Source organism: Streptomyces sp. NBC_00576 (assembly GCF_036345175.1).
In the GTDB taxonomy this organism is placed as follows: Bacteria; Actinomycetota; Actinomycetes; order Streptomycetales; family Streptomycetaceae; genus Streptomyces.
The window spans coordinates 795,447-818,231 of the sequence record NZ_CP107780.1; the positions used below are offsets into that span (position 1 = coordinate 795,447).

The following is a 22,785-nucleotide window of genomic DNA, read 5'->3' on the forward strand; positions in this document are numbered from 1 at the left end:
CTCAAGGACGCCGGGGCGGCAGCCGGTGCAACTCCACGTCGGCGAGCTGCCCGCCGTCCGTCACTGTCGCCGTCATGTACGTGCAGTGCGGCCGGCGGCGCCGGTCCGTCGGGGAGCCGGGGTTCAGCAGCCGCAGGCCGGTGTCCGCCGTGGTGTCCCACGGGATGTGGCTGTGACCGAACACCAGGACGTCGACGTCGGGGAAGCGGGCGGCACAGCGGGCCTCACGGCCCTGGGCGGGGCCCGTCTCGTGGACGACCGCGAACCGCAGGCCGCCCAGGTCGGCGTACGCCACCTCGGGGAGCCTCGCCCTCAGGTCGGGGCCGTCGTTGTTGCCGTACACGCCGACGACGCGCCGGCAGCGGCTCTCCAGGAGGTCGAGGGTGGCCGTGTCGACCCAGTCGCCGGCGTGGAACACGACGTCGGCTTGCGGGAGTTCCGCGAGGAGTGCCTCTGGCAGTTGCTTGGCGCGTTTGGGGAGGTGGGTGTCGGAGAGGAGCAGGAGGCGCACGACCTGAGCGTAGGCGCTCCACCCGGGGTACCGCGATTTGCCGTCACGCGGCTGCGGCACCATCGTGGCTGAGCGCGCCCACGCGGCGGAGCCGCATATCGGCACAGCCCCGCGCCCCTTCGGGCGCGTGACCCGCGCGAGGTTAGTATCAGGCAGCCCGGACCGTGTCGTTGCGGAAACGGGGAGTAGAGCCAAAGAGGGAGCTTCCAGCCGCATGCCGGTCAAGGTCAGCGTCATCGTTCCGGTGTACAACCCGGGACCGTACATCGAGGACTGCGTCGCGTCGCTGCTGCGGCAGTCACTGCCCGCCGACGAGTACGAAGTGATCTTCGTCAACGACGGTTCCACCGACGAGACCCCGGCCCGGCTGGACCAGCTCGCCGCGGAGGAACCGCGTTTCCAGGTCATCCACCAGGAGAACTCGGGCTGGTCGGGCAAGCCGCGCAACGTCGGCATCGAGGCCTCGCAGGGCGAGTTCGTGATGTTCGTCGACAACGACGACTACCTCGGCGACGAGGCCCTTGAGCGGATGTACGACTACGGCGTGGCCAACGGCGCCGACGTCATCGTCGGCAAGATGGCCGGCAAGGGCCGACCGGTGCCGGTCGAGCTGTTCCGGCACAACCACCCCAAGGCCACTGTCGAGAACGCCCCGCTGATCGACAGCCTCACCCCGCACAAGATGCTGCGGCGCGCGTTCCTCGACCGCATCGGCCTGCGCTTCCCCGAGGGCAGGCGGCGCCTCGAGGACCATGTCTTCGTGACCGAGGCGTACCTGCGCGCGGACAACGTCTCCGTGCTCAGCGACTACGTCTGCTACTACCACGTCAAGCGCGACGACGCCTCGAACGCGGGATTCCAGCGCTTCGACCCGGTCGGCTACTTCCGCAACCTGCGCGAAGCCCTCGACGTCGTCGAGCGGTACACCGAGCCGGGGCCGGTCCGCGACCGCCTCTACCGACGCTGGCTGCGCAACGAGATGGTCGAGCGCATGCGCAGCAACCGTCTGCTGAAACTGCCGGAGGACTACCGCAAGGAGATGTTCGACGAGATCCGTGGGGTCGTCGTCGAGCGCTTCGGCCCGGGTGTCGCCAACGGCATGCAGGAGGCGCAGCGGATCGTGGCGGCGCTGATCGCCGCCGACCGGCTGGACGACGTGATCGCGTTCGCCGAGTGGGAGGCGTCGCTCGCCCCCACGGCCACCCCGCAGAGCGTGGAGTGGCGCGACGGTGTGATGCACGTCGGTTTCACCGCCGAGTTCACCTCCCGCGGGAAGCCGATGACGTTCCCCGCCGAGGACGACAGCGACGGCGCCGACCTGGACGGCACACCCACCGACGCCGACGACGCGATCGCCCGGGTGGGCGCGTCCACGGTCGCCCGGTTCGGGAGCGCGACGGCGGACTTCCTGGTGCGTGAGCGGGCCACGGCCGCCCAGTTCTTCCAGCCGGTGGAGCTGACCCGCGAGACCCTCCCGGCCGACGAGGACGGGCAGGTACGGCTCGTGCTGCGCGGCACGGCCACCGTCGACCCCGGCACGGCGGCGGGCGGCGTCGCGCTCGGTGGCGGTCTGTTCGACGTGTTCGTCCGGATCAAGCTGGGCGGCTGGACCCGTGAGTGCCGTCTCGGCCCGGTCAAGCTGGACCCCCGTCCGGTGCCTCCGGCGGGTGTGGCCGCCGGTCACGTGGTCCTGCCGTACTGGACCGCGAAGCAGGCCACGCTGTCCCTGGACGTCGACCGCGCGGTCAAGGGCGTGGGCCTGGGCCGGGTGAAGCCGGACGATGTCACCGTCACGGGTGACCGGCTGCGCGTGGCCCTTCCCCTGTACGTGCCCGGCGACACCAAGGCGCTCCTGCGCCTCACCTCGCCGGTGTCCGCCGCGCCCGTGGAGGTGTCCGGGACGCTGTCCGGCGCCCCCGACGGTTCCAGGGCGTTCGTCGAGGCGACACTGCCCGGCGGCGCACTGGCCGACGGGACGTGGAAGCCCGCGCTGTGCCTGGCCCCGGAGGCCGGCGAGCCGCGCTTCCTGACGATGTCCGTCAGCCTCAACGCCAAGGGCGGCCGGGTCCAGGTCGTGCGGCCCGCCAAGCCGGCCGGGCCCAGCACCGGGCAGCGGCTGGTCCGCAAGGTTCGGCGCACCCTCGGGAAGATCGCGCGCAAGGCCGGGCTGCGACGCGGAAACGGAGCCTGACAGCATGCGAGCACTGGACATCGAAGGCGCCTGGGTACTGGAGCCGAAGATCTTCCCGGACGACCGGGGCACCTTCCACGAGTGGTACCGGGGCGAGGAGTTCCGCGAGGCCACCGGCTACGACCTGTCCCTCGCCCAGGCGAACTGCTCGGTCTCGCGCCGGGGCGTCCTTCGCGGGGTGCACTTCTCGGACGTACCGCCGAGCCAGGCCAAGTACGTGACGTGTGTGCGCGGCGCTGTCCTGGACGTCGTGGTGGACATCCGGGTCGGCTCGCCCACCTACGGGCAGTGGGAGGCGGTACGCCTCGACGACGAGACCCGGCATGCCGTGTTCCTCGCGGAGGGGCTCGGGCACGCCTTCATGGCGCTCACCGACGACGCCACCGTGGTCTATCTGTGTTCGACGGGCTACGCGCCGGGGCGTGAGCACGGGGTGAATCCGCTCGACCCGGAGCTGGGCATCGCCTGGCCCGAGGGCATCGAGCCGGTGCTGTCGGAGAAGGACGCCGAGGCGCCGACGCTGGCGGAGGCGGAGGCGGCCGGGCTGCTGCCGTCGTACGAGGAGTGCGCGGCCTACTACGCGGGGCTGCGCGACAACCGGTAACTCCCTTGTGCCGGCGGCCTGTTCACCGGTCGCCGGCACAAGGGCAATCCACTGACGACAACAAGAACCTGCGGCCCGGCAGCTGATCAGCTGCCGGGCCGCAGGTTTTGTTCGGCTCCGCGTCAGCGGCTGGTGCTCAGCGGCTCCAGGCTGCGGCGCAGCTGCTCCCAGCCCTTGCCGCGCTTGGTGCCGCGGTTGCGGGACTTGACGAGCGGCGCCCAGAAGGCGGCCTCGACCAGGGTCTCCGGCTTGACGGCCGGGGTCCGCTCCAGGACGCTCTCGGGTACCTTCTGCGGGTCCGCGACCTCGAACTCCGCCATGATCTCGTCGTACTTGTCCTGGAGGACCGTGTTGTCGGGGTCGGCGCCGAAGACGATGAGCTGTCCGGTGGGCGCCGTGTCGACGAGGACCGTGACCAGGTCGGGGCGGTACCGGGCGAGGATCTCGATCAGCTTGTAGACGTCGCCGGTCCAGGCGTTGGTGTGCCGGTCGCGGGCGGCCTCGTCGATGCTGCGGGGCAGCATGTCGTCGAGGACGATGACGCTGGCCCAGTCCGAGTGCTTCTCGACGTTGATGAAGTCGCGCAGCGCGTACTCGAACAGGTGCATGCCGTCGATGAACGACAGGTCGAGCGTGGTGCGCTGCCAGTAGCCGAACGGGCTGCGGTTGCGGGCCAGGTTGCGCAGCGGGTGCCGGCCGCCCTTGAGATGGGCGAGGGGATTCTGCCGGGCGAAGAAGTCGTCGCTGGTGGCTTTCGCGAGATGGACGTCGCAGCGGATCTCCGAGACCACCTTGAACGCGGGGTCGATCGCGATGCTCGGTACCCGGGACAGGGTCAGGCTTCGGCCGTCGTTGACGCCGATCTCCAGGTAGTTCCTGTTCGCGCTGACCTTGTGGAGCTCCCGGAGGAACTCATGGCGTTTCACGAGGAAATCTCCTTGCGGATGTGTGGCAGTGCTTCGTGCAGGGCGGTACGCCAGTCTCGGAGGGGTCCGAGACCGGTCTGCGGCCAACGGCTGTGGCCGAGGGCGCTGTATGCGGGTCGGGGTGCGGGCCGGGTGAAGGCGGCGCTGGTGGTGGGGTGTACGCGGTCCGGGTCGGCGTCGATGAGGCGGAACACCTCACGCGCCAGCTCGAACCAGGTGGTCTCGCCGGAGTTGGTGGCGTGGAGGACACCGTTCGCCTCGGGGCCGATCCGGGGTCCGAGGTCGGCGATCCGTTCGGCGACGTCGGCGCTCCAGGTGGGCTGGCCGCGTTGGTCGTCGACGACGTCGAGGGTGTCCCGACGCGCCTCCAGGCCGATCATCGTAGCCACGAAGTTGCCGCCGTGGGCGCCGTACAGCCAAGCCGTGCGCAGGACGACGCTCATGTCCGGGAGCGTGGCCAGGACGGCCTGTTCACCGGCGAGTTTGGTGCGGCCGTACGCCGTGCGCGGGGCCGGGGTGTGGTCCTCGGGATAGGGGGTGTCGCGGGCCTCGCCGTCGAAGACGTAGTCGGTGGACACGTGGATCAGACGGGCGCCGTGCTCGGCGCAGGCCTGGGCGAGCAGGCGCGGTCCGACGCCGTTGATGCGCAGCGCCGTCTCCTCGTCCGTCTCGGCGTCGTCGACGGCGGTGTAGGCGGCGCAGTTGACGACCAGGTCGGGCTCGTGCTCGGCGAAGACGCGGCGCACGTCGCCGGGGTCGGTGATGTCCAGGGCGGCGTGGGCGAGGCCCACGACGTTCTCACCGCGCCTGAGGAGTTCCTCGACGGTGTCGCGGCCGAGCATGCCGGCGGCACCGGTCACCAGCCACTTCATCCGTCCACCTGCTTCTCGTCCCGCTTCCCGTCCTGCTTTTCGTCCTGCTTTTCGTCGGCGCCGACGCGTCGCTTGAGGGGCTCCCACCAGGCGCGGTTGTCGCGGTACCAGGCGACGGTGGCGGCGAGGCCGGCGGCGAAGTCGTGGCGCGGGGTGTAGCCCAGTTCGTCGTGGAGCTTGCTCCAGTCGACGGAGTAACGCAGGTCGTGGCCCTTGCGGTCCTCGACGTACTCCACGCTGTCCCAGTCGGCGCCGCAGGCCTCCAGGAGCAGCCCGGTGAGTTCCTTGTTGCTCAGCTCCGTGCCGCCGCCGATGTTGTAGACCTCGCCGGGCCGGCCGCCGGTACGCACCAGGTCGACGCCCTGGCAGTGGTCGTCGACGTGCAGCCAGTCGCGGACGTTGAGGCCCTCGCCGTACAGCGGGACCTTCTTGCCGTCCAGCAGGTTGCTGACGAACAGCGGGATGACCTTCTCGGGGAACTGGTGCGGCCCGTAGTTGTTGGAGCAGCGGGTGACGCGCACGTCCAGGCCGTGGGTGCGGTGGTAGGCGAGGGCGAGCAGGTCCGAGGAGGCCTTCGACGCCGAGTAGGGCGAGTTGGGGGCCAGCGGGTGGTCCTCGGGCCAGGAGCCGGACTCGATCGAGCCGTACACCTCGTCGGTGGAGACGTGCACGAAGGGGCCGACCCGGTAGCGCAGGGCCGCGTCCAGCAGCACCTGGGTGCCCACCACGTTGGTGCGGACGAAGTCGGCGGCGCCGTCGATCGAGCGATCCACGTGGGACTCGGCGGCGAAGTGGACGACCTGGTCGGCCTCGGCCATCAGCTTGTCGACGAGTTCGGCGTCGCAGATGTCGCCCTGGACGAACTTCAGCCGGGGGTGGTCGACCGGGAGGTTCTCCAGGGTGCCCGCGTACGTGAGCTTGTCCAGCACGGTGATCCGGGGCGCGTCCGGGGCGTCGGACGCGAGGAGGGTGCGGACGTACGTGGAGCCGATGAATCCGGCGGCGCCGGTGACGAGGAGGTTCATGAGTGGATCTGCACCTTGCTGTGGTCTCCGAGGACGAGTCGGTGGGCGCTGGGAACACTGGGGGCCGGGGTCACCTCGACGTGCCTGCCGATGAGCGAGGACTCGATACGGCCCACCCCGGCGATGGAGGAGTCCCGCAGCACGATGGAGAACTCCAGCTCGCTGTCGGTGATCCGGCAGTTCTCCGCGACGGAGGTGAACGGCCCGACGTACGAGTCGCTGACGACGGTACCGGCGCCGATGACGACGGGTCCGACGATGCGTGAACGGCTGATGCTCGCGCCCTCCTCGATCACCACCCGCCCTATGGTCTCGGAGGCGTCGTCCACGTCGCCGTCGATCCGCCGATCGAGGCCCTCCAGGACCATGCGGTTGACCTCCAGCATGTCCGTGACGTTCCCCGTGTCCTTCCAGTAGCCCTTGATGAGCGTGGATCGTACGTCGGACCGGGCGTCGATGAGGTACTGGATGGCGTGGGTGATCTCCAACTCGCCGCGCCGGGAGGGGCTGATGGCGCGTACGGCGTCGTGGATCACCGGGGTGAAGAGGTACACGCCGACGAGCGCGAGGTCGCTCTTGGGGTGCTCGGGCTTCTCCTCCAGGCCGATCACCTGCCCGTCCACGTCGAGTTCGGCGACACCGAAGGAGCGGGGGTCGGGCACCTGGGTGAGCAGGATCTGGGCGTCGGGGCGCAGTCGGCGGAACTCGTCGACGAGGTCGCTGATGCCGCCGATGATGAAGTTGTCGCCGAGGTACATGACGAAGTCGTCGTCACCGAGGAAGTCCCGCGCGATGAGTACCGCGTGGGCCAGGCCCAGGGGCCGTTCCTGCGGGATGTAGGTGACCTTCAGGCCGAACCTCGACCCGTCGCCGACCGCTTCCTCGATCTCGGCCGCGGTGTCACCGACGATCATGCCGACCTCGGTGATGCCCGCGTCGGCAAGGGATTCCAGGCCGTAGAACAGGACGGCTTTGTTGGCCACGGGCACGAGCTGCTTCGCCGAGGTATGGGTGATCGGCCGAAGCCGCGTGCCGGCGCCACCGGAGAGCACGAGAGCCTTCATCCGTTCACCCTAGCTTCGATTTCCCGGGACGTAATATCCGGTGCCTCTGGGTGACCGGTGCGGGGGCCCGGCGACGTGCCCTCAGGGCTCCAGCGCGATCTCGCTCCACACCTGTTTGCCGCCGCTCACCGGGACGGTTCCCCAGGCCGCCGACATGGCCTCGACCAGGAGCATGCCCCGGCCGCCGGTGGCATCCCAGCCGAGGTTCGTCGGCCGGATGGGGGTGCGGGGCGAGTTGTCCGCGACGGCGACCCGCAGTCGGCCGTTGAAGAGGGTGAGGTCGAGACGGACCTGGCCGTCGGTGTGCACCAGGGCGTTGGTGACCAGTTCGGAGACGACGAGGAGCACGGTGTCCATGTTCTCCTGGAGGCCCGCCTCGCCCGCGACACCCCAGGTGCGCAGGGTGCGCCGGGTGAAGCGGCGGGCGTGCCGGACGGCCTCGGGGACCCGCCACACGGTCCAGCTCTCGCGCAGCGGGCGCCGCTCCATGGCGTCGTAGCGCAGCAGGAGCAGGGCCACGTCGTCGTTGCGGTTGGCGCCCGCGAGGAGGGCGTCGGCGACCAGGCCGAGGTGGGCGGGGTCGGCGGCGGCGAGTTTGTGCGCGAGGGCGTCGAGGCCGTCCTCGATGTCCATCTGCGCGGACTCGACGAGGCCGTCGGTCGTGAGGGCGATCAGGGTGCCGGGCTGGAGGCGGATCAGGCTCATCGGGTAGTCGGCCCTGGGCAGCACGCCGAGCGGGGGTCCGACGTCGGACTCGGTGATCTCGGTGGTGCCGTCGGGGTGGCGGACGACCGGGGGGAGGTGGCCGGCGCGGACGTACCAGGCGGTGCCCTCCTCCATGTCGACCTCGACATAGCAGCAGGTGGCGAAGAGGTCGGTCTCCATGTCGACGAGGAGACGGTTGGCGTGGGAGACGACGACGTCCGGCGGGTGGCCCTCGACGGCGTACGCGCGCAGGGCGGTGCGCATCTGGCCCATGAGGGTGGCGGCGCCCGCGTTGTGGCCCTGGACGTCGCCGATGACGAGGGCGACGTGGTTGTCGGGCAGCGGGATCACGTCGTACCAGTCGCCGCCGACCTCCAGGCCCTCGGTGGTCGGCAGGTAGCGGGCCTCCGCGACCCCGCCGGGCAGCTTGGGCAGGCGGCGGGGCAGCAGCGAGCGTTGGAGCATGCCGACCAGTTCGTGCTCGGCGTCGAAGGCGTGGGCGCGGGTCAGGGCCTGTCCGGCGAGGCCGGCGGCGGCGGTGAGCAGGGCGCGTTCGTCGGTGCCGAACTCGTGGGGGCTGTCCCAGCCGATCAGGCAGAGGCCCGCCATCCGGCCGCCGGCGGGCAGCGGCAGCACGGCGAGACCGCCGGGGCCGACGCCCTCGAGCGCGGGCTCCATCTCGGTGCCCGCGGGCCAGATGGCGGCACGGCCCTCGCGCAGGGCGGCGGCCAGCGTGGGCATGGAGCGGACGGGCGACTCGGGCCACTCGGAGCGCCATTCGAGGCGCCACAGCTCGGGCCAGGACTCGGCTTCGGGCGGGTCGAGCACGGTGACGACGAGTCGGTCGTTCTCCAGCTCGGCGAGGGCGATCCGGTCGGCCCGCAGCGGCTCGCGCAGCGCGGTGACGACGGCCTGGCTGACGTCACGGACGGTTCCGGCGGTGGCCAGGGCGGCAGCGAGGCGCTGGACGCGGGCCACGTCGATGACACCGGAGCGCAGGGTGGAGGCGTCGCCGACCGTGCCCACGAGCCGGGCGGGCCGGCCCTCGCCGCCGGTCACGAGCCGCCCGCGCAGCCTGAGCCACCTCGGCGGGCCGGCGGGCTGGAACACCCGGAACTCGAGTTCGCGGTCGCCGATGGACATGTGGTCGGCCTCGACGACGGACATCAGGGAGGGCAGGTCCTCGGGCACGGTGAGGCCGAGCAGGGTCTCGACCTTGCCGTCGAAGTCGGCCCGGTCAAGTGCGAACAGTTCGAGGAGTTCGTCGCCGACCTCGACGCGCCCGCTGTCCATGGCGAGGCTGAAGGCGTTGGCCGGCAGTTCGCCGGCGTCCGAGGCGGTGGGCGGGGCGGGCCAGGCGACGGCGTCGGCGAACAGTCCGAGGCAGTCCCGGGCGTCGGCGTCGAAGCCGCCGGGACTCTCCGTCACGGCGAGCAGACAGCCGCCGTCACCGACCGCCGCCCCCGCGCGGACGGGCAGCGCGGCCAGATGGACGTGACCGGCGGGCAGCCGCCGGGACTCGGCGCGCTCGGCGAGTTCGTCCGGGCCGAGCCATACCGGCCGTCCGGTGCGGTGGGCGTCGGCGGCGGGCGAGCCGGTGGCCACGGGGTAGCTGTCGCGCAGGCCGTACAGCGTCCGGGGCACGCCGGCCGACTCGACGAGACACAGCACGTCACCGGTGTCGCCCGGGGTGTAGACGGCGGTGACGGTCGCGCCGGCGTAGACGAGCGTCTGTTCCAGGATGCGGCGGAGGCGCTCGCGGGGGTCGAGATCGGCGGTGAGCGACTTGAGGGCAAGTTCGGCACGCGCCGTTGTCGTTCCGCGTCCCGCGTCCTCACTGACCACGTTCGTCATTACAGCGCGTATGGGGCTCAGGCGCAGCCCCTGGCGTTCCACAGCGCCGGTCGGACCTCTCCGGCGCCCCGGCCGCGCTCATGCGTTCCGCACAGTCCTCTCGTGACAGCCGTGACTGTCGGGACCCGTCCACGGGCTGGAAGGCTCGGTGCCAGCCATCGAGGAGGTGGGCATGGACCAGCGGTACGAGGTGTACGCGCTCGCCGACCAGCACTTCTACGAGACGCCTGACCGACTGTCCGCACCGGGCAAGGCCGCTCCCCTGTTCGGGACCGCCGGCCGTGCCGTGCCGGAGGGCTGGCGTGCGGGGCGGATCGGCGACTGGCTGGCGCTGACGCCGCTCGGTCCGCAGTGCGACCCGCTGCCGGGCCCCACGCAGGGCTGGAAGGTGCATGCCTCGGCCACCCGGGCGAACGCGGAGCGGATCGCCGCGACGGTGTGGGACTACTGCGTGCCGCGGGGCATCCCGTTCAAATTCCTGCCGGGCCCCCATCTGCTGCATCTGCGGAACACCAAGTACGCGGGCCGGGAGGGAAGCGGCAAGTTCGTGACGATCTATCCGGCCGACGAGGACCTGCTGCACCAGGTGCTGACCGAGCTGGGCGCCCTGCTGGAGGGCTGCGAGGGGCCGTACATCCTCACCGATCTGCGCTGGCAGGACGGTCCGCTGTACGTGCGTTACGGGGCTTTCGCGCGCTCCTTCGTCGTCGACGAGCGCGGCTCGCTCGTGCCGGCGGTGCGGGACGGTGAGGGGCGGCTGGTGCCGGACCGGCGTGCGCCCTCCTTCCAGGTCCCGGAGTGGGTGCGACTGCCCGCGTTCCTCCAGGCACAGCTCGCGGCCCGCAACGCGACGACGGTCTCCGACCTGCCGTACCGCATCGAGAAGGCCCTGCACTTCTCCAACGGCGGCGGCGTGTACGTCGGCACCGACACGCGCGACGGGCGCCGGGTCGTCCTGAAGGAGGGGCGTCCGTACGCGGGGCTGGCGGCCGACGGCGCGGACGCGGTCACCCGGCTGGAGCGTGAACGTGCCGCGCTGGAGCGGGTGTCGGGGCTCGGGACGGTGCCTCAGGTGCGCGACTGGTTCACGCTCGGGGACCACCGCTTCCTCGTCATGGACTTCATCGAGGGGCGCCCTCTCAACGCCTTCTTCGCCGAGCGCCACCCGCTGCTCACCCACGAGCCGGATCCGGCGGCGGTGGCCGCCTACACGCGGTGGGCGCTGCGTATCCACCGCGCGGTCGAGGAGGCCGTCGAGGCGGTGCACGCGCGCGGGATCGTCTTCAACGACCTGCACATCTTCAACATCATGGTCGCGCCCGACGAGGAGTCGGTGTCCCTGGTCGACTTCGAGGCGGCGGCGCCCACCGAGGAGCGGGGCCGCCAGGTCGTCGCCCACCCCGGGTTCTTCGCCCCGCCCGACCGCAGGGGCACGGACGTCGACCGGTACGCGCTGGCGTGTCTGCGCCTCGCGCTCTTCATGCCCCTGACCACCCTGTTCGTGGTGGACCGCGGCAAGGCGGCCCATCTGGCCGAGGTGATCGCCGGCCAGTTCCCTGACGTACCGGCGAAGTTCCTGGCCGAGGCGGTCGCCGAGATCACCCGTGACGTGTCCGAGCGGGGGCCGGCTCACTCCGTACCCTCGCCGCCCGCCGCTCCGGTCGAACCCGGCGACTGGCCGTACAGCCGTGACTCGATGGTGAAGGCGATCCTCGCCTCCGCCACCCCCGACCGCGACGACCGGCTCTTCCCGGGCGACATCACCCAGTTCTCGGACGGTGGCGGACTCGGCCTCGCGCACGGCGCGGCCGGGGTGCTGTACGCGCTGTCCCAGGCGGGCGCCGAGCGGTACGAGGAGGGCGAACGCTGGCTGCTGGCCCAGACCGACCCGGTGCCGGTGGGCACGCCGCTGGGGCTGTACGACGGTCTCGCGGGCGTTGCCCATGTCCTCGACCTGCTCGGGCACCGCCCACGTGCGCTGGACCTGATCGACATCGTCCTCCGGGAGAAGTGGCACAAGCTCTCCTCGGACCTGCGGGGCGGCCTCGCCGGGCTGGGCCTGGTCCTCGGCCGGCTGGCGCGCACGACCGGGGAGTCGGAGCTGGCCGAACGGGCCCAGGACGTCACGGACATCCTGGTGGGCCGCCTGGCCGAACCGCTCCCGGACCCGAAGAAACGGCGTGCCGGGCTGTTGCGGGGCGCGAGCGGGCCCGCGCTGCTGTTCCTTCGCCAGTACGAGGTGACAGGTGACCCCGCGCTGCTCGACGCGGCCCGCACGGCGCTGCGCCGGGACCTGGACGGCTGCGTCGTCCAGCGCGGCGGCGGTCTCGAGGTCGACGAGGGGTGGCGGACCATGCCGTACCTCGCGGAGGGCAGCGTGGGCATCGGCCTGGTCCTCGACGACTGGCTGGCGCTCGGCGCGTCCGAGGGGCGCTCCCAGACCTACGCCGACACGCGCAAGGAGTTCGAGCAGGCCCGGGACCGGATCCTGACGTCCGCCGCCTCACGCTTCTACGCGCAGCCCGGACTGTTCCAGGGCAGGGCCGGCATGATCCTGCACCTTGCCCGCACCGGCGCCCCCGAGGCGCGGCTACACGAACAGATCTCGGGGCTCGGCTGGTACGCGATGTCGTACCAGGGCCAGCTGGCCTTCCCCGGGCATCAGATGATGCGGCTCTCCATGGATCTGGGCACCGGAACCGCGGGCTGTCTGCTCGCGCTCGGCGCGGCCCTCGACGAGACGGTGCCCGCCGCTCTGCCCTTCCTCCCGCCGTTACGGCGGCCCCATGACGCGGCTCCGCTCGAGGAGTCGTGACGCGACACCCGTCCCCACAGGAGAACCCGGATCACCGGGACCGACGAGAGGAACCGACATGGCACTGCTCGACCTTCAGACGATGGAGTCCGACGAGACCGCCAACACGGGCGGCAACAGCACGCTGAGCCTGTTGTCCTGCGTGAGCGCGGCCAGCGTCACCCTCTGTCTCTGAGCACTTCCGGCATGGACGCCGGGCGGTCACTCCCACGCGTGGAGGGCCGCCCGGCGGTCGGTCACCCCCCGTCGGAGGGTCCACCCGAATGACGACAGCCACGCACGGCCGGTCGGCCCCGGCCGAGGACACCGCCTCGCCGCTGCGTACTACCGTGCGCCGCACCGGGGGACGCTGTGCGGTCCTGTTCCTGACGGCCACGGCCTCGACGGGCCTGAGCCTGGCCCTGCCCCACGCTCTGGGGCGGGCCCTCGACCTGCTGCTGGTGCACCCGGACGGTTCCGGGGCCATGGGCTGGGTCCTGTGGTGCGCCGCTCTCGTACTGCTGCTCGCCGTGCTCGACGCCGTCGAGACCGTGCTGAGCGCAGCCACGACCGCCCGCGCCACGGCATTTCTGCGCCACCGGCTGACCGGACATCTGCTCGCCGTGGGGCCACGGGCCGGGGAGCGCTTCGGGTCCGGCGAACTGGTGGCCCGGCTGGTCGGCAACGCCGCGCAGGCCGGTACCGCGCCCGCCGCCCTCGCCGCGCTGCTGGCCGGGATCGCCGGACCGGTCGGAGCGGTGGTGGCGCTCGGCCTGCTGGACCCGTGGCTGGCCGCGGTGTTCCTCGCCGGGGCCCCACTGCTGGCCCTGCTGCTACGGGCCTTCACCCAGGACTCCTCACGGTGTGTGGCCGACTACCAGGCAGCCCAGGGACGGATCGCGAGCGGGCTCACGGAGGCGATCGGCGGGGCACGCACCATCGCCGCGTGCGGGACGGCGGACCGGGAGGTGGCCAGGGTTCTGCGGCCGCTGCCCGAGCTCACCCGCGCGGGCCACCGGATGTGGGACGTCCAGGGGCGCGCGGCGGCCAGGGCGGTCGCTCTGGCCCCCTTGCTGCAGTTGGGGGTCGTGGCCGTCGCGGGTGTCCTGCTGGTCCGCGGCCGGCTCACGGTGGGCGAGATGCTCGCCGTCTCGCGGTACGCCGTCCTGGCGGCCGGGGTCGGCGTCCTGGTCGGGCAGTTGTCGGGGCTGGTCCGGGCCCGGACGTCGGCCCGACGCCTCGGCGAGGTGCTGGCCGAGCCGGTGACGCCGTACGGGAGCCGCCTGCTGCCTCCGGGACAGGGCCGGCTGGAGCTGCGCGGGGTCACCGCCCGGCGCGGCGGACGGACCCTTCTGGACGGCGTCGACCTGGTCGTGCCCGGGGGCAGCACACTCGCCGTGGTCGGCCGCTCCGGCGCGGGCAAGTCCCTCCTCGCGGCCCTCGCCGGCCGCCTGGCCGACCCCGACGACGGAACCGTGCTCCTGGACGGCGTACCGCTGCCCGAACTGGACCACGACGAGCTGCGCCGCGCGATCGGCTACGCCTTCGAACGCCCCGCCCTGCTGGGCGAAACCGTCGCGGACACGATCGGCTTCGGTGTCCGGGCGGCGCCGCCCGACCGGATCAGGGCCGGCGCCGTCGCCGCCCGGGCCGACACGTTCGTACGCCGCCTGCCCGACGGCTACGCCACCCCCTGCCGGGCCGCGCCCCTGTCCGGGGGCGAGCGGCAGCGCCTCGGCCTCGCCCGGGTGCTGGCCCGCGACAGCAGGCTGCTCGTCCTCGACGACGCGCTGTCCAGCCTCGACACGGTCACCGAACACCAGGTCGTCGACGCCCTGCTGCACCACTCTCCCGGCGGTACCCGGGTCATCGTCGCCCACCGGGTCTCGACCGCGGCCCGCGCGGACACCGTGGCCTGGCTGGAGGGGGGGCGGGTGCGGGCGGTGGGGACGCATGCGCGGCTGTGGCGTGAGAGGGGCTACCGGGAGGTGTTCGCGGATGCCGGGGAGTGAGCGGGTCCGGCGGCGCCTGCCTGACGTCGGTGCGGGCATCAGGCCGGGCGACCCTCCCGACGACAGCACCCCTCCGCAGACGACCGGCAACCCCAGCAGCGAGCCACACGACGCCCCTCCGCCGGTGGTCGACAGCCCCGGCACCCCGGACGACAGCGTCAGGCCGCAAGTGGCCGGGCGCCCCGGCAGGCGGTCGCACGGCCCCCGGGGGCGCGGCGTCCGGCGGCGGCCGACCGGACGCGACGGCGTCGGGCCGCAGGTGCCCGGAAGCGGCGCGCTTCGTCGGCGCGGGCTGCGGTTTCTGCGGCGGCAGCGGCGCGTGGTGGCACGGCTCGTGCTGTGGTCCGTGCTGGAGACCGCGCAGACCTTCCTCATGGGGTACGCCCTGGCCCAAGCCCTCGACGAAGGGTTCCTGCGCGGTCGGACAGGCGTCGGACTCGGCTGGCTCGGGGTCGCCGCGCTTGCGGTCGCCGTCGGGGCGTACGGCACCGGACGGGTGTACGGGGCGGTCGCCGCGCTCGTCGAACCGTTGCGTGACCGGCTCGTGGAGCGGGTGGTGGCGCGCGGGGTGCGGGAGGCGGACGGTGGGACTCTGTCCGCGCTGACCCAGCAGGTGGAGATCGCCCGGGACACCTTCGCCGGGGTGGTGATGGTCTCCCGTTCGTTCGTCTTCACGGCCGGGGGTGCGCTGATCGGGCTGGCCTCGCTGGCGCCGCCCCTGCTCCTGGTGGTCGCTCCCCCACTGGTCGTCGGCGTGGGCCTGTTCACGGCGAGCATGCGCCCGCTGGCTCACCGGCAGGAAGCGTTCCTCGTCGCCGACGAACGCCTCGCCGACCGGTTCGGGGACGTCTGTGCGGGGCTGCGGGACGTGACCGCGGGAGGCGCGGAGGAGCAGGTGGCGGCCGACGTCGGTGAACGGGTCGAGACCGAACTGCGGGCGGCCCGCTCACTGGCCCGCTGGGGAGTGCCGCGCGTGGCGTCGATCGCCGTCGGCGGTCAGCTCCCCGTCGTACTGCTGCTGCTGACCGCGCCCTGGCTGCTGCGCCAGGGCGTCACGCCCGGCGCGCTGGTCGGCGCGCTCGCCTATGTCACCCAGTCCCTGCTGCCCGCCCTGCAGAACCTGGTCCATGGCATGGGGACCAGCGGCTCCCGGCTCGCGGTGGTCCTGCGCCGCCTGGTGCCGATCGGTCCGGCGGCGGACCACGGCAGCGGTCCGGACGCCCGCCCCGTGCACACCTGCGCGAGTGCGCCCGCCCTCGCCGTCTCCGGCCTCACCTTCGCCTACGGCCCCACCTGTGCGCCCGTCGTCGACGACCTCACGCTCAGCGTGCCCCCGGGGACGCGGCTCGCCGTCGTCGGCCCCAGCGGCATCGGCAAGTCCACCCTCGTCTCCCTGGCCGCCGGTCTCCTCGGTCCCCGGCACGGCGCGATCCGGTTGTGCGGCCATCCGGTGTCCGGCAGCGCCGCCCACGCGCATCGGGTCGTCATTCCCCAGGAGGCGTACGTGTTCGGCGGGACGTTCGCCGAGAACCTCGGCTGTCTGCGGCCGGATCCCGTGCCCGAGTCCGAACTGCTGGCCGCCGCCGAGGCGGTCGGGCTCGCCCCGCTCCTCGGCCGGCACGGCGGACCGGGGGCCCGGGTCGACCCGGCCGCGCTGTCGGCCGGTGAACGTCAGCTGATCGCGCTGACCCGGGCCTTTCTCTCGTACGCCTGTGTGGCGTTCCTCGACGAGGCGACCTGTCATCTGGACCCGGAGGCGGAGGAACGCGCCGAGCATGCCTTCGCCTCCCGGACCCGCACCACGCTGGTCGTGGTCGCACACCGGATCGCCTCGGCGCGCCGAGCGGACCGTGTCCTCGTCATGGACGGCCGGCGGTGCGCGTACGGGACGCACGACGACCTGCTGGAACGCTCCCCCCTCTACCGCGACCTGGTGGGCAGCTGGTCGACGACGTCGCAGGTACGGTCACAGCCAGCCCTCGCCCAGCGAGATGCGGATGGCGTCGATGCGGTTACGGGCTCCGGTCTTGCGGGTGATGGCCGCCATGTAGTTGCGCACCGTTCCGTGGGACAGGTGCAGGCTGCCGGCGATCTCCGCGACGGACGCCCCGTCCGCGGCGAGTGACAGGACGCTCAGCTCGCGCCGGGTGAGCGGGATCTGCGTGGCTCTGAGGAAGCCGAAGCCGAGCGAGTCGTCGATGAAACGTTTACCCGCCGCGACTTTCCGGATCGCGGACACCAGCCGCTCCGGCGCCCCGTCCCTGTCCTTGTCGACGTAGCCCAGCGCGCCCGCCTCCGCCGCCCTCTTCAGCAGGCCCGGCCTGCCGGCGCTGGCCAGCACCAGCAGGCGCGGTGCGGGCACGCCCGTACCGCGGTCACACAACTCGCCCAGCGGAGGTAAGCCGTAGGAGTCCAGGCTCTCCAGGTCGGCAGCGCAGACATCGGGCCGCAGCGACCTCGCCCTCCCTCCCGCGCTGCGCCAGGAGGCGTCGGACACCCCGAGGTCGGATTCTCTGCGCAGCCACTCCGCCAGGACCGACCGCACCAGACTCGCGTCGTGCACCAGAAGCACTCGGATCACTGTCGCTCCTTCACTCGCCTCCGCCCGGTCACCGCTGTCGCGTGTGCCCCCTTTTCGGCTCTCGGCTCCTGCGGCGCCGCCGGGGCGTGCAGAACTGGCCAACAGGATGCGCGGGGGCGCACACGTGGGGCTTGCGCGCCGGACCTGTGCTTCGACCGCAGGGACATGAGCCCGGGTGAAGGGGGTATACGGGGAGGCTCCTCCCTGCCGAGGTGTCCGGACCCGGGGCGGGGCGGTGGGCCGCTCGCCGTGCGCCGCGGGCCGAGTGGACAGAGCCTTGACTCGGAAGTAACCGGCCCGGTGAGGAGGTGGTCCCGATGGCCGACGGACGGACCTCCGCACACGGACGGCCGGCGGGAGACGTCGGCTCGGCCTCGCTCGGGAAGCCGCTGCTGTCGCTGGCCCTCGCCGGGATGATGGAGGAGGTCCGGGCCCTCGCGGGCGGGGTGTATCTGCTGGAGCCCGGCGGATCGGTGCTGGAGATGGCCGTCATGGCGGGACTGCCCCGGGCGTTCGCGGCGCCCTGGCAGCGCGTCGGGCTCGGCTCGCCGGTTCCCGTCGCCGAGGCGGCTCGCGAGCGGCGGTTCGTGTGGGTGGGCGGCGAGGAGGACATGGCCCGGCGGTATCCGCGGGTCGCCGTCGTGCTGCCCTACCCCTTCGCGCTGGCCGCCGTACCGGTGGCGACCGCCTCGACGGTTTACGGGTCCGTCTTCGTGACCTGGCCCGGTTCACATCCTCCGGAGCTGTCGGACCGGGAGCGGGAGCAGCTCGGCGCGGCCTGCGACCGGCTGGCGCTGCGCCTGGAGCAGGCCGCCGCCGAGCACCGTCCGCTGCTGCCCGAGACGGATCTGCTGGCCATCTCGCCCGAGGCGCCGACGGCCGACACCCTCGGTACGGTCGAGGCGGCGCGGATGGTGTCGCGGCTGCCGTACGGGCTGTGCTCCCTCGACCTGCACGGACGGGTCGGCTTCGTCAACGCGGCAGCCGCGGAGTTGCTGGGGGTCCCCGAGGGCGCGCTGCTGGGCACCCAGCTGTGGGAATCGGTGCCCTGGCTCAACGATCCTGTGTACGAGGACCGCTATCGCGCCGCGCTGTTCAGCCTGCAGGTCACCTCGTTCGTGGCCCTGCGCCCGCCCGGCGACTGGCTGTCGTTCCGTCTGTATCCGAGCGCGACCGGGCTGAGCGTCCGGATCACCCGCGCGCGGGGGGTGACCGACCGGGACCGTGGGGGGCGCAAACCGGGCGGCCCCTCCAGCCTGGTCACGATCTCTCAGGTGCTCTCCCTGGCGGGGGCGCTCACCGAGGCGGCGAGCGTCCAGGACGTCATCCAGCTGACCGCGGACGAGATCATGCCGGCGGCCGGCTGTCAGACGCTGGTGCTGCTGGGCTCGCAGAGCGGGCGGATGCGGGTGGTGGGGCATCGCGGGTACGCCGACCCGGAGCTCGTGGAGCGGTTCGACGGGTTGCCTCGGACCGCGCCGACCCCGGGAAATCAGGTCCTCAGCACCGGTGTGCCCGCTTTCTTCGAGTCCCGGGGGGAGGTGGAGCGGGCGTATCCGGCGGTGCGGGAGATGTCCGGTCCGACGGCGGCCTGGGCGTTTCTCCCGCTGATCGCGTCCGGACGTCCGGTGGGCACCTGTGTGCTGGGGTACGCCGAACAGCACGCGTTCCCCGCCGACGAGCGCGCCGTCCTGACCAGCCTCGGCGGATTGATCGCCCAGGCTCTGGAGCGGGCCATGCTGTACGACGCCAAGCACCAGGTCGCGCATGGCCTCCAGGCCGCCCTGCTGCCGAGTTCCCTTCCGTCGCTGCCCGGCTTCGAGGCCGCCGCGCGCTATCTGCCCGCCACCCAGGGCATGGACATCGGCGGCGACTTCTACGACCTGGTGTGCTCGCACGGGCGGGCCTCGGCGGTGATCGGGGACGTCCAGGGGCACAACGTGACGGCGGCCGGCCTGATGGGCCAGATCCGTACGGCCGTACGGGCGTACACGACTGTCGGTCAGGCGCCGGAGGAGGTGATGAGCAGCACCAACCGGCTGCTGATCGACCTCGGTACCGAGCTGTTCGCGAGCTGTCTGTATCTGCGGCTCGATCCGGGCACCGGCAGGGCCGTGATGGCCCGTGCGGGGCATCCGCAGCCACTGCTGAGAGACCCGGACGGGCAGGTGCGGGTGCTCGACCTGGCCGGGGGTCCCCTGCTGGGGATCGACGCCTCGGCCACGTATCCGGCGACCGAGGTCGAGCTGTTGCCTGGCTGTGTCCTCGCCCTGTACACCGACGGGCTGATCGAGTCCCCGGGCGTCGACATCGACGAGACGCTGGCCGCCCTGGGCCGGCGGCTCGCGGATACCGGGGACCAGCCGCTGGACGAACTGGCGGACGGGCTGGTCGAGTTCGGCGCGGGGGTGACGGACCGGGTGGACGACATCGCGCTGCTACTGCTGAGGGCGCGGGTGGAGAACTGACGGCCGCCGGACCGGCGGGAGCCGGTGCCGGCTGCCCAGGCCCCTCCGACGGATCGAGCCGAATGGTCGGGGGCGGTGGCCCGGAAGGCGCTCCCGGCCACTGACGCAGCGCCCGCCGTCGAATCCAACCGGCCACGCGGAACCCAGCACGCCCACATACGCTGACGGGCCGCCCCGCGGCTCTCCGGCCGGCTCCGCCGGACAGTCACGCGCACGCAGAACGGTCCGGCCCTCCCGCCGGAGGGCCGGACCGTGTCAGTGGCGGCCGGAACTACTGGTGTTACTGATGTGGCCGGTCAGTGGTTCTGGTTGTTCTCCAGGCCGGTGCCGTCGTCCGCGCCGTTGCCGGTCTGGTCGTCGACCCCGCCGAGCTCGTCGCCGCCGACCTCTTCACCGAGTCCGGCCTCTCCACCAGCACCGGCTTCCTGGCCCGCGCCCGCCTCTTCACCAGCACCGGCTCCCTGGCCCGCGCCGGCGTCCTGGCCCGCGCCCGCCTCTTCACCGGCACCGGCCTCTTCACCAGCGCCGGCTCCCTGGCCCGCACCGGCCTCTTCACCAGCGCCGGCTCCCTGGCCCGCACCGGCCTCTTCACCAGCGCCGGCTTCCTGGCCCGCGCCCGCCTCTTCACCAGCACCGGCTTCCTCGCCTGCACCGGCCTCCTCACCGGCACCAGCGCCGGCGCCGGCGCCCGCGTCGCCCGCACCGAGGGTCGCGCCGACGGCCGCCAGGGCCGTGGTGACCGGCTGGAAGAAGGTCTCGCCGCCGACCGTGCAGTCGCCGCTGCCGCCCGAGGTCAGGCCGATCGCACCGCCGTCCTGGGTGAACAGCGAGCCGCCGCTGTCGCCGGGCTCCGCGCAGACGTTGGTCTGGATGAGACCGGTGACCGTGCCCTCGGGGTAGTTCACCGTGGCGTCGAGGCCGGTGACCTCACCGTCGTTGAGGCCCGTCGTGGAGCCCATGCGGAAGACCTGCTGGCCGACCGCGGCCTCGGCGGCCTGGAGGATGTCCACGGTCTGGCCGTTGCCGACGTCGACGGTGCTGGCGGCCACGGTCGCCGGGTCGTTGTACTTCACGAGTGCGAAGTCACCGTCGCCCGGGAACGTCGCCGCCTCGACCGTGGCGATGGGTTCGCCGTTCTCCGCGTCCGACCACTCGGCCGCGGCGACACCGCAGTGACCGGCGGTCAGGAAGCCGGGCGTGCCGTCCCCGGTCACCACGTTGAAGCCGAGCGAGCAGCGGGCGCCGCCGCCGAAGATGGCGTCGCCGCCCTCCACGAACGTCTTGAAGGTGCCCTGGGTCTTCTTGATGGTCGCCATGCCCGAGCCGAGGCTCTTTACGGTCGACTCGATCGTGTTCCAGTTGGCGCCCGTGACCGTGCTGTCGGCGGTGACCTGAATCTTGTTGGTCCGGGGGTCGAGGGCCCACGCGGTGCCCGGGATCGTCGCCTGGGCCTTCAGCGTCTGCGCGCCGGCCTTCAGCTCGGCGATGCTGTTGTCGACCTCGCGAACAGCGGCACCGGCCTTCTTGGCCTGGACGATGACGTTGTTGTTGTCGCCGTCGACGACGTTGATGATCAGCTGCTGCTTGTCGGCGTCGTAGTAGGAGCCCGCGAAGGCGTCCCCGAGCAACTGCTGCAGCTGCGAGGCGAGATCCGAGGCATCCGTCGCCTTCAGGGTCTTCGGAGCCGCGCCGCCCGCAGCGTCGGTCTGGGACGCCATGGCGTTGGGCAGCAGCAGTGCCGCCGCCCCGATCGCCGCGACACTGCCGACCGCTATCGCGGCCTTACGCTTCGGAACTCGCTTGTGACTCAACTTCTTGACCTCCTGCGGGGCGGGGCCTTAGCCGCCGATCGTTCATCAGCGACCGAGTGGGGCGCCTGGATGGCTGTAGGTACGGACAGGTTGCTTGGGGCGTTCAAATTATTTGCCAACTCCCTTTGCGAAACAGCGAATCGGCCATTGCCAGGGCCTGACCGACGACCGCCGGGAACAATCACCCATATGACGATGACGCCCGCCGAAGCAGACAAGATCCTTTCCGCCAACTTCGCCCCCTGGGTGCTCGATCTCGGCCTGTCCGTCGAGGAACTGGGCGAGCATCGCGCGCTGCTGCGAATGCCCTGGTCGACGCGGTTGGCACGGGAGGGCGGAGCGCTGTCGGGGCAGGCACTGATGGCGGCCGCGGACACCTCGACCGTGATCGCGGTGTCGGCGGCACGCGGGGCCTTCATCCCCATGACGACGGTCCAGCAGTCCACGACATTTCAGCGCGCGGTGACCGGATCTGATGTCCTGATCGAGGCGGTGCTCACCAAGCTCGGCCGCCGGACGGCCTTCGCCGACATCACGCTGACCGACGCGGGATCCGGTGAACTCGCGGCCCGCGCAAGCACGGTGTACGCCCTCCTGGGCTGACTCCGGGCCCGGAACGGCGCAGAAAGGCACCTTCCGTAATCGCCTCATGGCGCTGCGTCGGTCAAACCGATGCGAATCCCGGCTTCAGTGAATCTGCACATCGAATACGCAGTCAGGTCACCGCATACGACGGTTCCGCACATCTGCTCGTTACACGCCACGCCTTTGGTGGCGGACTGTCCGATTCCGCCGCACACCCATGGGTGCCGCGCGCACCCGACCGCAAGAGCCGGGGTGCACCGAAGCCGTGCGGCATGTGAAGAAGTCGCCACCAAGGCGTGCGCACACCCTCACGCTGTGGGGCCGGTGGGTCTCAAATGCCCTGGTGAGGCGGTTGGTTGATTGGAAGCGCGCTGCACGGGCGTGCTTTGATCCATCGCATCGCAGGGGCCGCTGAGGTTTTCAGAAACGAGCCTGAGCAGCCCCGCGGTCGCGGCCGTCATCTGTCCCCCAGAGGGGGCCGCTCCCCCCTTGTGAAATCCCCATATGAAGGTTGGTTCCATCATGAACTCCACCCCCCAGGTTGAGACCGCCGAGCTGTCGGACGCCGCTCTCGACGCCGTCTCCGGCGGTCTCTCCCTGAACGCCGTCGGCACCGCCACGAACCTGGTGGACAGCGTTGCCCCCGGCGCGCTCCCGCTGGTCGGCTCCCTCACCGGCACGCTCGAGGGCCTCACCGGCCTGCACACCGGTGCGGTCACCGGCCTGGTCTCCGGTCTCTGATCGACGCCTGGCGCCGCTGAGTCCCGGAACCGTTCCCGGTT

16 protein-coding genes and 1 pseudogene are annotated in these 22,785 nt (G+C 72.0%); 9 read left to right on the top strand and 8 right to left on the bottom strand.

Translation table 11 applies throughout. From position 1 onward, the window contains the following. Position 1: 1 nt before the first annotated feature. Positions 2–511 (bottom strand): metallophosphoesterase family protein, encoded by a 510-nt coding sequence (locus OG734_RS03460; RefSeq protein WP_330285978.1) that lies wholly within the window; start codon positions 509–511, stop codon positions 2–4. A 214-nt stretch (positions 512–725) separates the two neighbouring features. Here OG734_RS03460 and OG734_RS03465 point away from each other — a divergent pair, with 214 nt between their 5' ends. Together OG734_RS03465 and rfbC are read left to right on the top strand one after the other, a co-directional pair. Beyond that, positions 726–2,702 carry a glycosyltransferase family 2 protein gene (locus OG734_RS03465; protein WP_330285979.1) on the top strand — a complete coding sequence of 659 codons (1,977 nt, stop codon included), beginning with the start codon at positions 726–728 and terminating at the stop codon, positions 2,700–2,702. Between the two features lie 4 nt (positions 2,703–2,706). After that, positions 2,707–3,306 (top strand): dTDP-4-dehydrorhamnose 3,5-epimerase, encoded by a 600-nt coding sequence (gene rfbC, locus OG734_RS03470; RefSeq protein ID WP_330285980.1) that lies wholly within the window; start codon positions 2,707–2,709, stop codon positions 3,304–3,306. A gap of 122 nt (positions 3,307–3,428) precedes the next feature. On the opposite strand, the gene OG734_RS03475 is transcribed toward rfbC, so the two are convergent. From OG734_RS03475 to OG734_RS03495, 5 genes are all read right to left on the bottom strand, one after another. Beyond that, positions 3,429–4,232 carry a class I SAM-dependent methyltransferase gene (locus OG734_RS03475; protein ID WP_330285981.1) on the bottom strand — a complete coding sequence of 268 codons (804 nt, stop codon included), beginning with the start codon at positions 4,230–4,232 and terminating at the stop codon, positions 3,429–3,431. After that, positions 4,229–5,104: a dTDP-4-dehydrorhamnose reductase gene (rfbD, locus tag OG734_RS03480; RefSeq protein WP_330285982.1), complete on the bottom strand. Its 876-nt coding sequence runs from the start codon at positions 5,102–5,104 to the stop codon at positions 4,229–4,231. Before rfbD ends, OG734_RS03475 begins: the two co-directional genes overlap by 4 nt. After that, the gene (rfbB, locus tag OG734_RS03485; RefSeq protein WP_330285983.1) at positions 5,101–6,129 is read right to left on the bottom strand and encodes a dTDP-glucose 4,6-dehydratase; all 1,029 of its coding nucleotides are present in this window, start codon (positions 6,127–6,129) and stop codon (positions 5,101–5,103) included. The genes rfbD and rfbB overlap by 4 nt, the downstream gene beginning before the upstream one ends. Further along, positions 6,126–7,193 carry a glucose-1-phosphate thymidylyltransferase gene (locus OG734_RS03490; protein ID WP_330285984.1) on the bottom strand — a complete coding sequence of 356 codons (1,068 nt, stop codon included), beginning with the start codon at positions 7,191–7,193 and terminating at the stop codon, positions 6,126–6,128. The genes rfbB and OG734_RS03490 overlap by 4 nt, the downstream gene beginning before the upstream one ends. 81 nt (positions 7,194–7,274) lie before the next feature. Next, positions 7,275–9,752: a SpoIIE family protein phosphatase gene (locus OG734_RS03495; RefSeq protein ID WP_330285985.1), complete on the bottom strand. Its 2,478-nt coding sequence runs from the start codon at positions 9,750–9,752 to the stop codon at positions 7,275–7,277. Between the two features lie 172 nt (positions 9,753–9,924). Here OG734_RS03495 and lanKC point away from each other — a divergent pair, with 172 nt between their 5' ends. The 4 genes from lanKC to OG734_RS03515 all read left to right on the top strand — a co-directional run bounded on the left by lanKC (position 9,925) and on the right by OG734_RS03515 (position 16,683). Beyond that, the gene (gene lanKC, locus OG734_RS03500; protein WP_330293552.1) at positions 9,925–12,567 is read left to right on the top strand and encodes a class III lanthionine synthetase LanKC; all 2,643 of its coding nucleotides are present in this window, start codon (positions 9,925–9,927) and stop codon (positions 12,565–12,567) included. 58 nt (positions 12,568–12,625) lie between these two features. Further along, the gene (locus tag OG734_RS03505) at positions 12,626–12,742 is read left to right on the top strand and encodes a SapB/AmfS family lanthipeptide (protein ID WP_307629835.1); all 117 of its coding nucleotides are present in this window, start codon (positions 12,626–12,628) and stop codon (positions 12,740–12,742) included. Positions 12,743–12,830: 88 nt separating this feature from the next. Continuing rightward, the gene (locus tag OG734_RS03510; RefSeq protein ID WP_330285986.1) at positions 12,831–14,558 is read left to right on the top strand and encodes an ABC transporter ATP-binding protein; all 1,728 of its coding nucleotides are present in this window, start codon (positions 12,831–12,833) and stop codon (positions 14,556–14,558) included. Then, positions 14,545–16,683 carry an ATP-binding cassette domain-containing protein gene (locus OG734_RS03515; protein ID WP_330285987.1) on the top strand — a complete coding sequence of 713 codons (2,139 nt, stop codon included), beginning with the start codon at positions 14,545–14,547 and terminating at the stop codon, positions 16,681–16,683. Before OG734_RS03510 ends, OG734_RS03515 begins: the two co-directional genes overlap by 14 nt. Here OG734_RS03515 and OG734_RS03520 read toward each other — a convergent pair. Then, a pseudogene (locus OG734_RS03520) lies at positions 16,609–17,481 on the bottom strand (response regulator transcription factor); the annotation flags it as partial. The gene OG734_RS03515 and the pseudogene OG734_RS03520 overlap by 75 nt on opposite strands. Between OG734_RS03520 and OG734_RS03525 the strand changes: the two are divergent. Beyond that, the gene (locus OG734_RS03525; protein WP_330285988.1) at positions 17,457–19,607 is read left to right on the top strand and encodes a SpoIIE family protein phosphatase; all 2,151 of its coding nucleotides are present in this window, start codon (positions 17,457–17,459) and stop codon (positions 19,605–19,607) included. The pseudogene OG734_RS03520 and the gene OG734_RS03525 overlap by 25 nt on opposite strands. Positions 19,608–19,903: 296 nt before the next feature. Here the strand turns inward: OG734_RS03525 and OG734_RS03530 are convergent, their stop codons facing one another. Further along, a complete protein-coding gene (locus tag OG734_RS03530) occupies positions 19,904–21,418 on the bottom strand; it encodes a S1 family peptidase (RefSeq protein ID WP_330285989.1) in 1,515 nt (504 codons plus the stop codon). A gap of 189 nt (positions 21,419–21,607) precedes the next feature. Here OG734_RS03530 and OG734_RS03535 point away from each other — a divergent pair, with 189 nt between their 5' ends. Both OG734_RS03535 and OG734_RS03540 read left to right on the top strand, forming a co-directional pair. Further along, positions 21,608–22,021: a PaaI family thioesterase gene (locus tag OG734_RS03535; RefSeq protein ID WP_330285990.1), complete on the top strand. Its 414-nt coding sequence runs from the start codon at positions 21,608–21,610 to the stop codon at positions 22,019–22,021. 504 nt (positions 22,022–22,525) lie between these two features. Then, on the top strand, positions 22,526–22,744 hold the full coding sequence (locus OG734_RS03540) for a type A2 lantipeptide (protein WP_330285991.1): 219 nt from the start codon (positions 22,526–22,528) through the stop codon (positions 22,742–22,744). Positions 22,745–22,785 lie beyond the last annotated feature (41 nt).

Coding starts and splice junctions, on each gene's coding strand:
- OG734_RS03515 (WP_330285987.1), top strand. CDS start 14,545: ATGCCGGGGAGTGAGCGGGTCCGGCGGCGCCTGCCTGACGTCGGTGCG.
- OG734_RS03505 (WP_307629835.1), top strand. CDS start 12,626: ATGGCACTGCTCGACCTTCAGACGATGGAGTCCGACGAGACCGCCAAC.
- OG734_RS03465 (WP_330285979.1), top strand. CDS start 726: ATGCCGGTCAAGGTCAGCGTCATCGTTCCGGTGTACAACCCGGGACCG.
- OG734_RS03540 (WP_330285991.1), top strand. CDS start 22,526: ATGAACTCCACCCCCCAGGTTGAGACCGCCGAGCTGTCGGACGCCGCT.
- OG734_RS03535 (WP_330285990.1), top strand. CDS start 21,608: ATGACGATGACGCCCGCCGAAGCAGACAAGATCCTTTCCGCCAACTTC.
- OG734_RS03495 (WP_330285985.1), bottom strand. CDS start 9,752: ATGACGAACGTGGTCAGTGAGGACGCGGGACGCGGAACGACAACGGCG.
- OG734_RS03525 (WP_330285988.1), top strand. CDS start 17,457: ATGGCCGACGGACGGACCTCCGCACACGGACGGCCGGCGGGAGACGTC.
- OG734_RS03490 (WP_330285984.1), bottom strand. CDS start 7,193: ATGAAGGCTCTCGTGCTCTCCGGTGGCGCCGGCACGCGGCTTCGGCCG.
- lanKC (WP_330293552.1), top strand. CDS start 9,925: ATGGACCAGCGGTACGAGGTGTACGCGCTCGCCGACCAGCACTTCTAC.
- rfbC (WP_330285980.1), top strand. CDS start 2,707: ATGCGAGCACTGGACATCGAAGGCGCCTGGGTACTGGAGCCGAAGATC.
- rfbB (WP_330285983.1), bottom strand. CDS start 6,129: ATGAACCTCCTCGTCACCGGCGCCGCCGGATTCATCGGCTCCACGTAC.
- OG734_RS03510 (WP_330285986.1), top strand. CDS start 12,831: ATGACGACAGCCACGCACGGCCGGTCGGCCCCGGCCGAGGACACCGCC.
- rfbD (WP_330285982.1), bottom strand. CDS start 5,104: ATGAAGTGGCTGGTGACCGGTGCCGCCGGCATGCTCGGCCGCGACACC.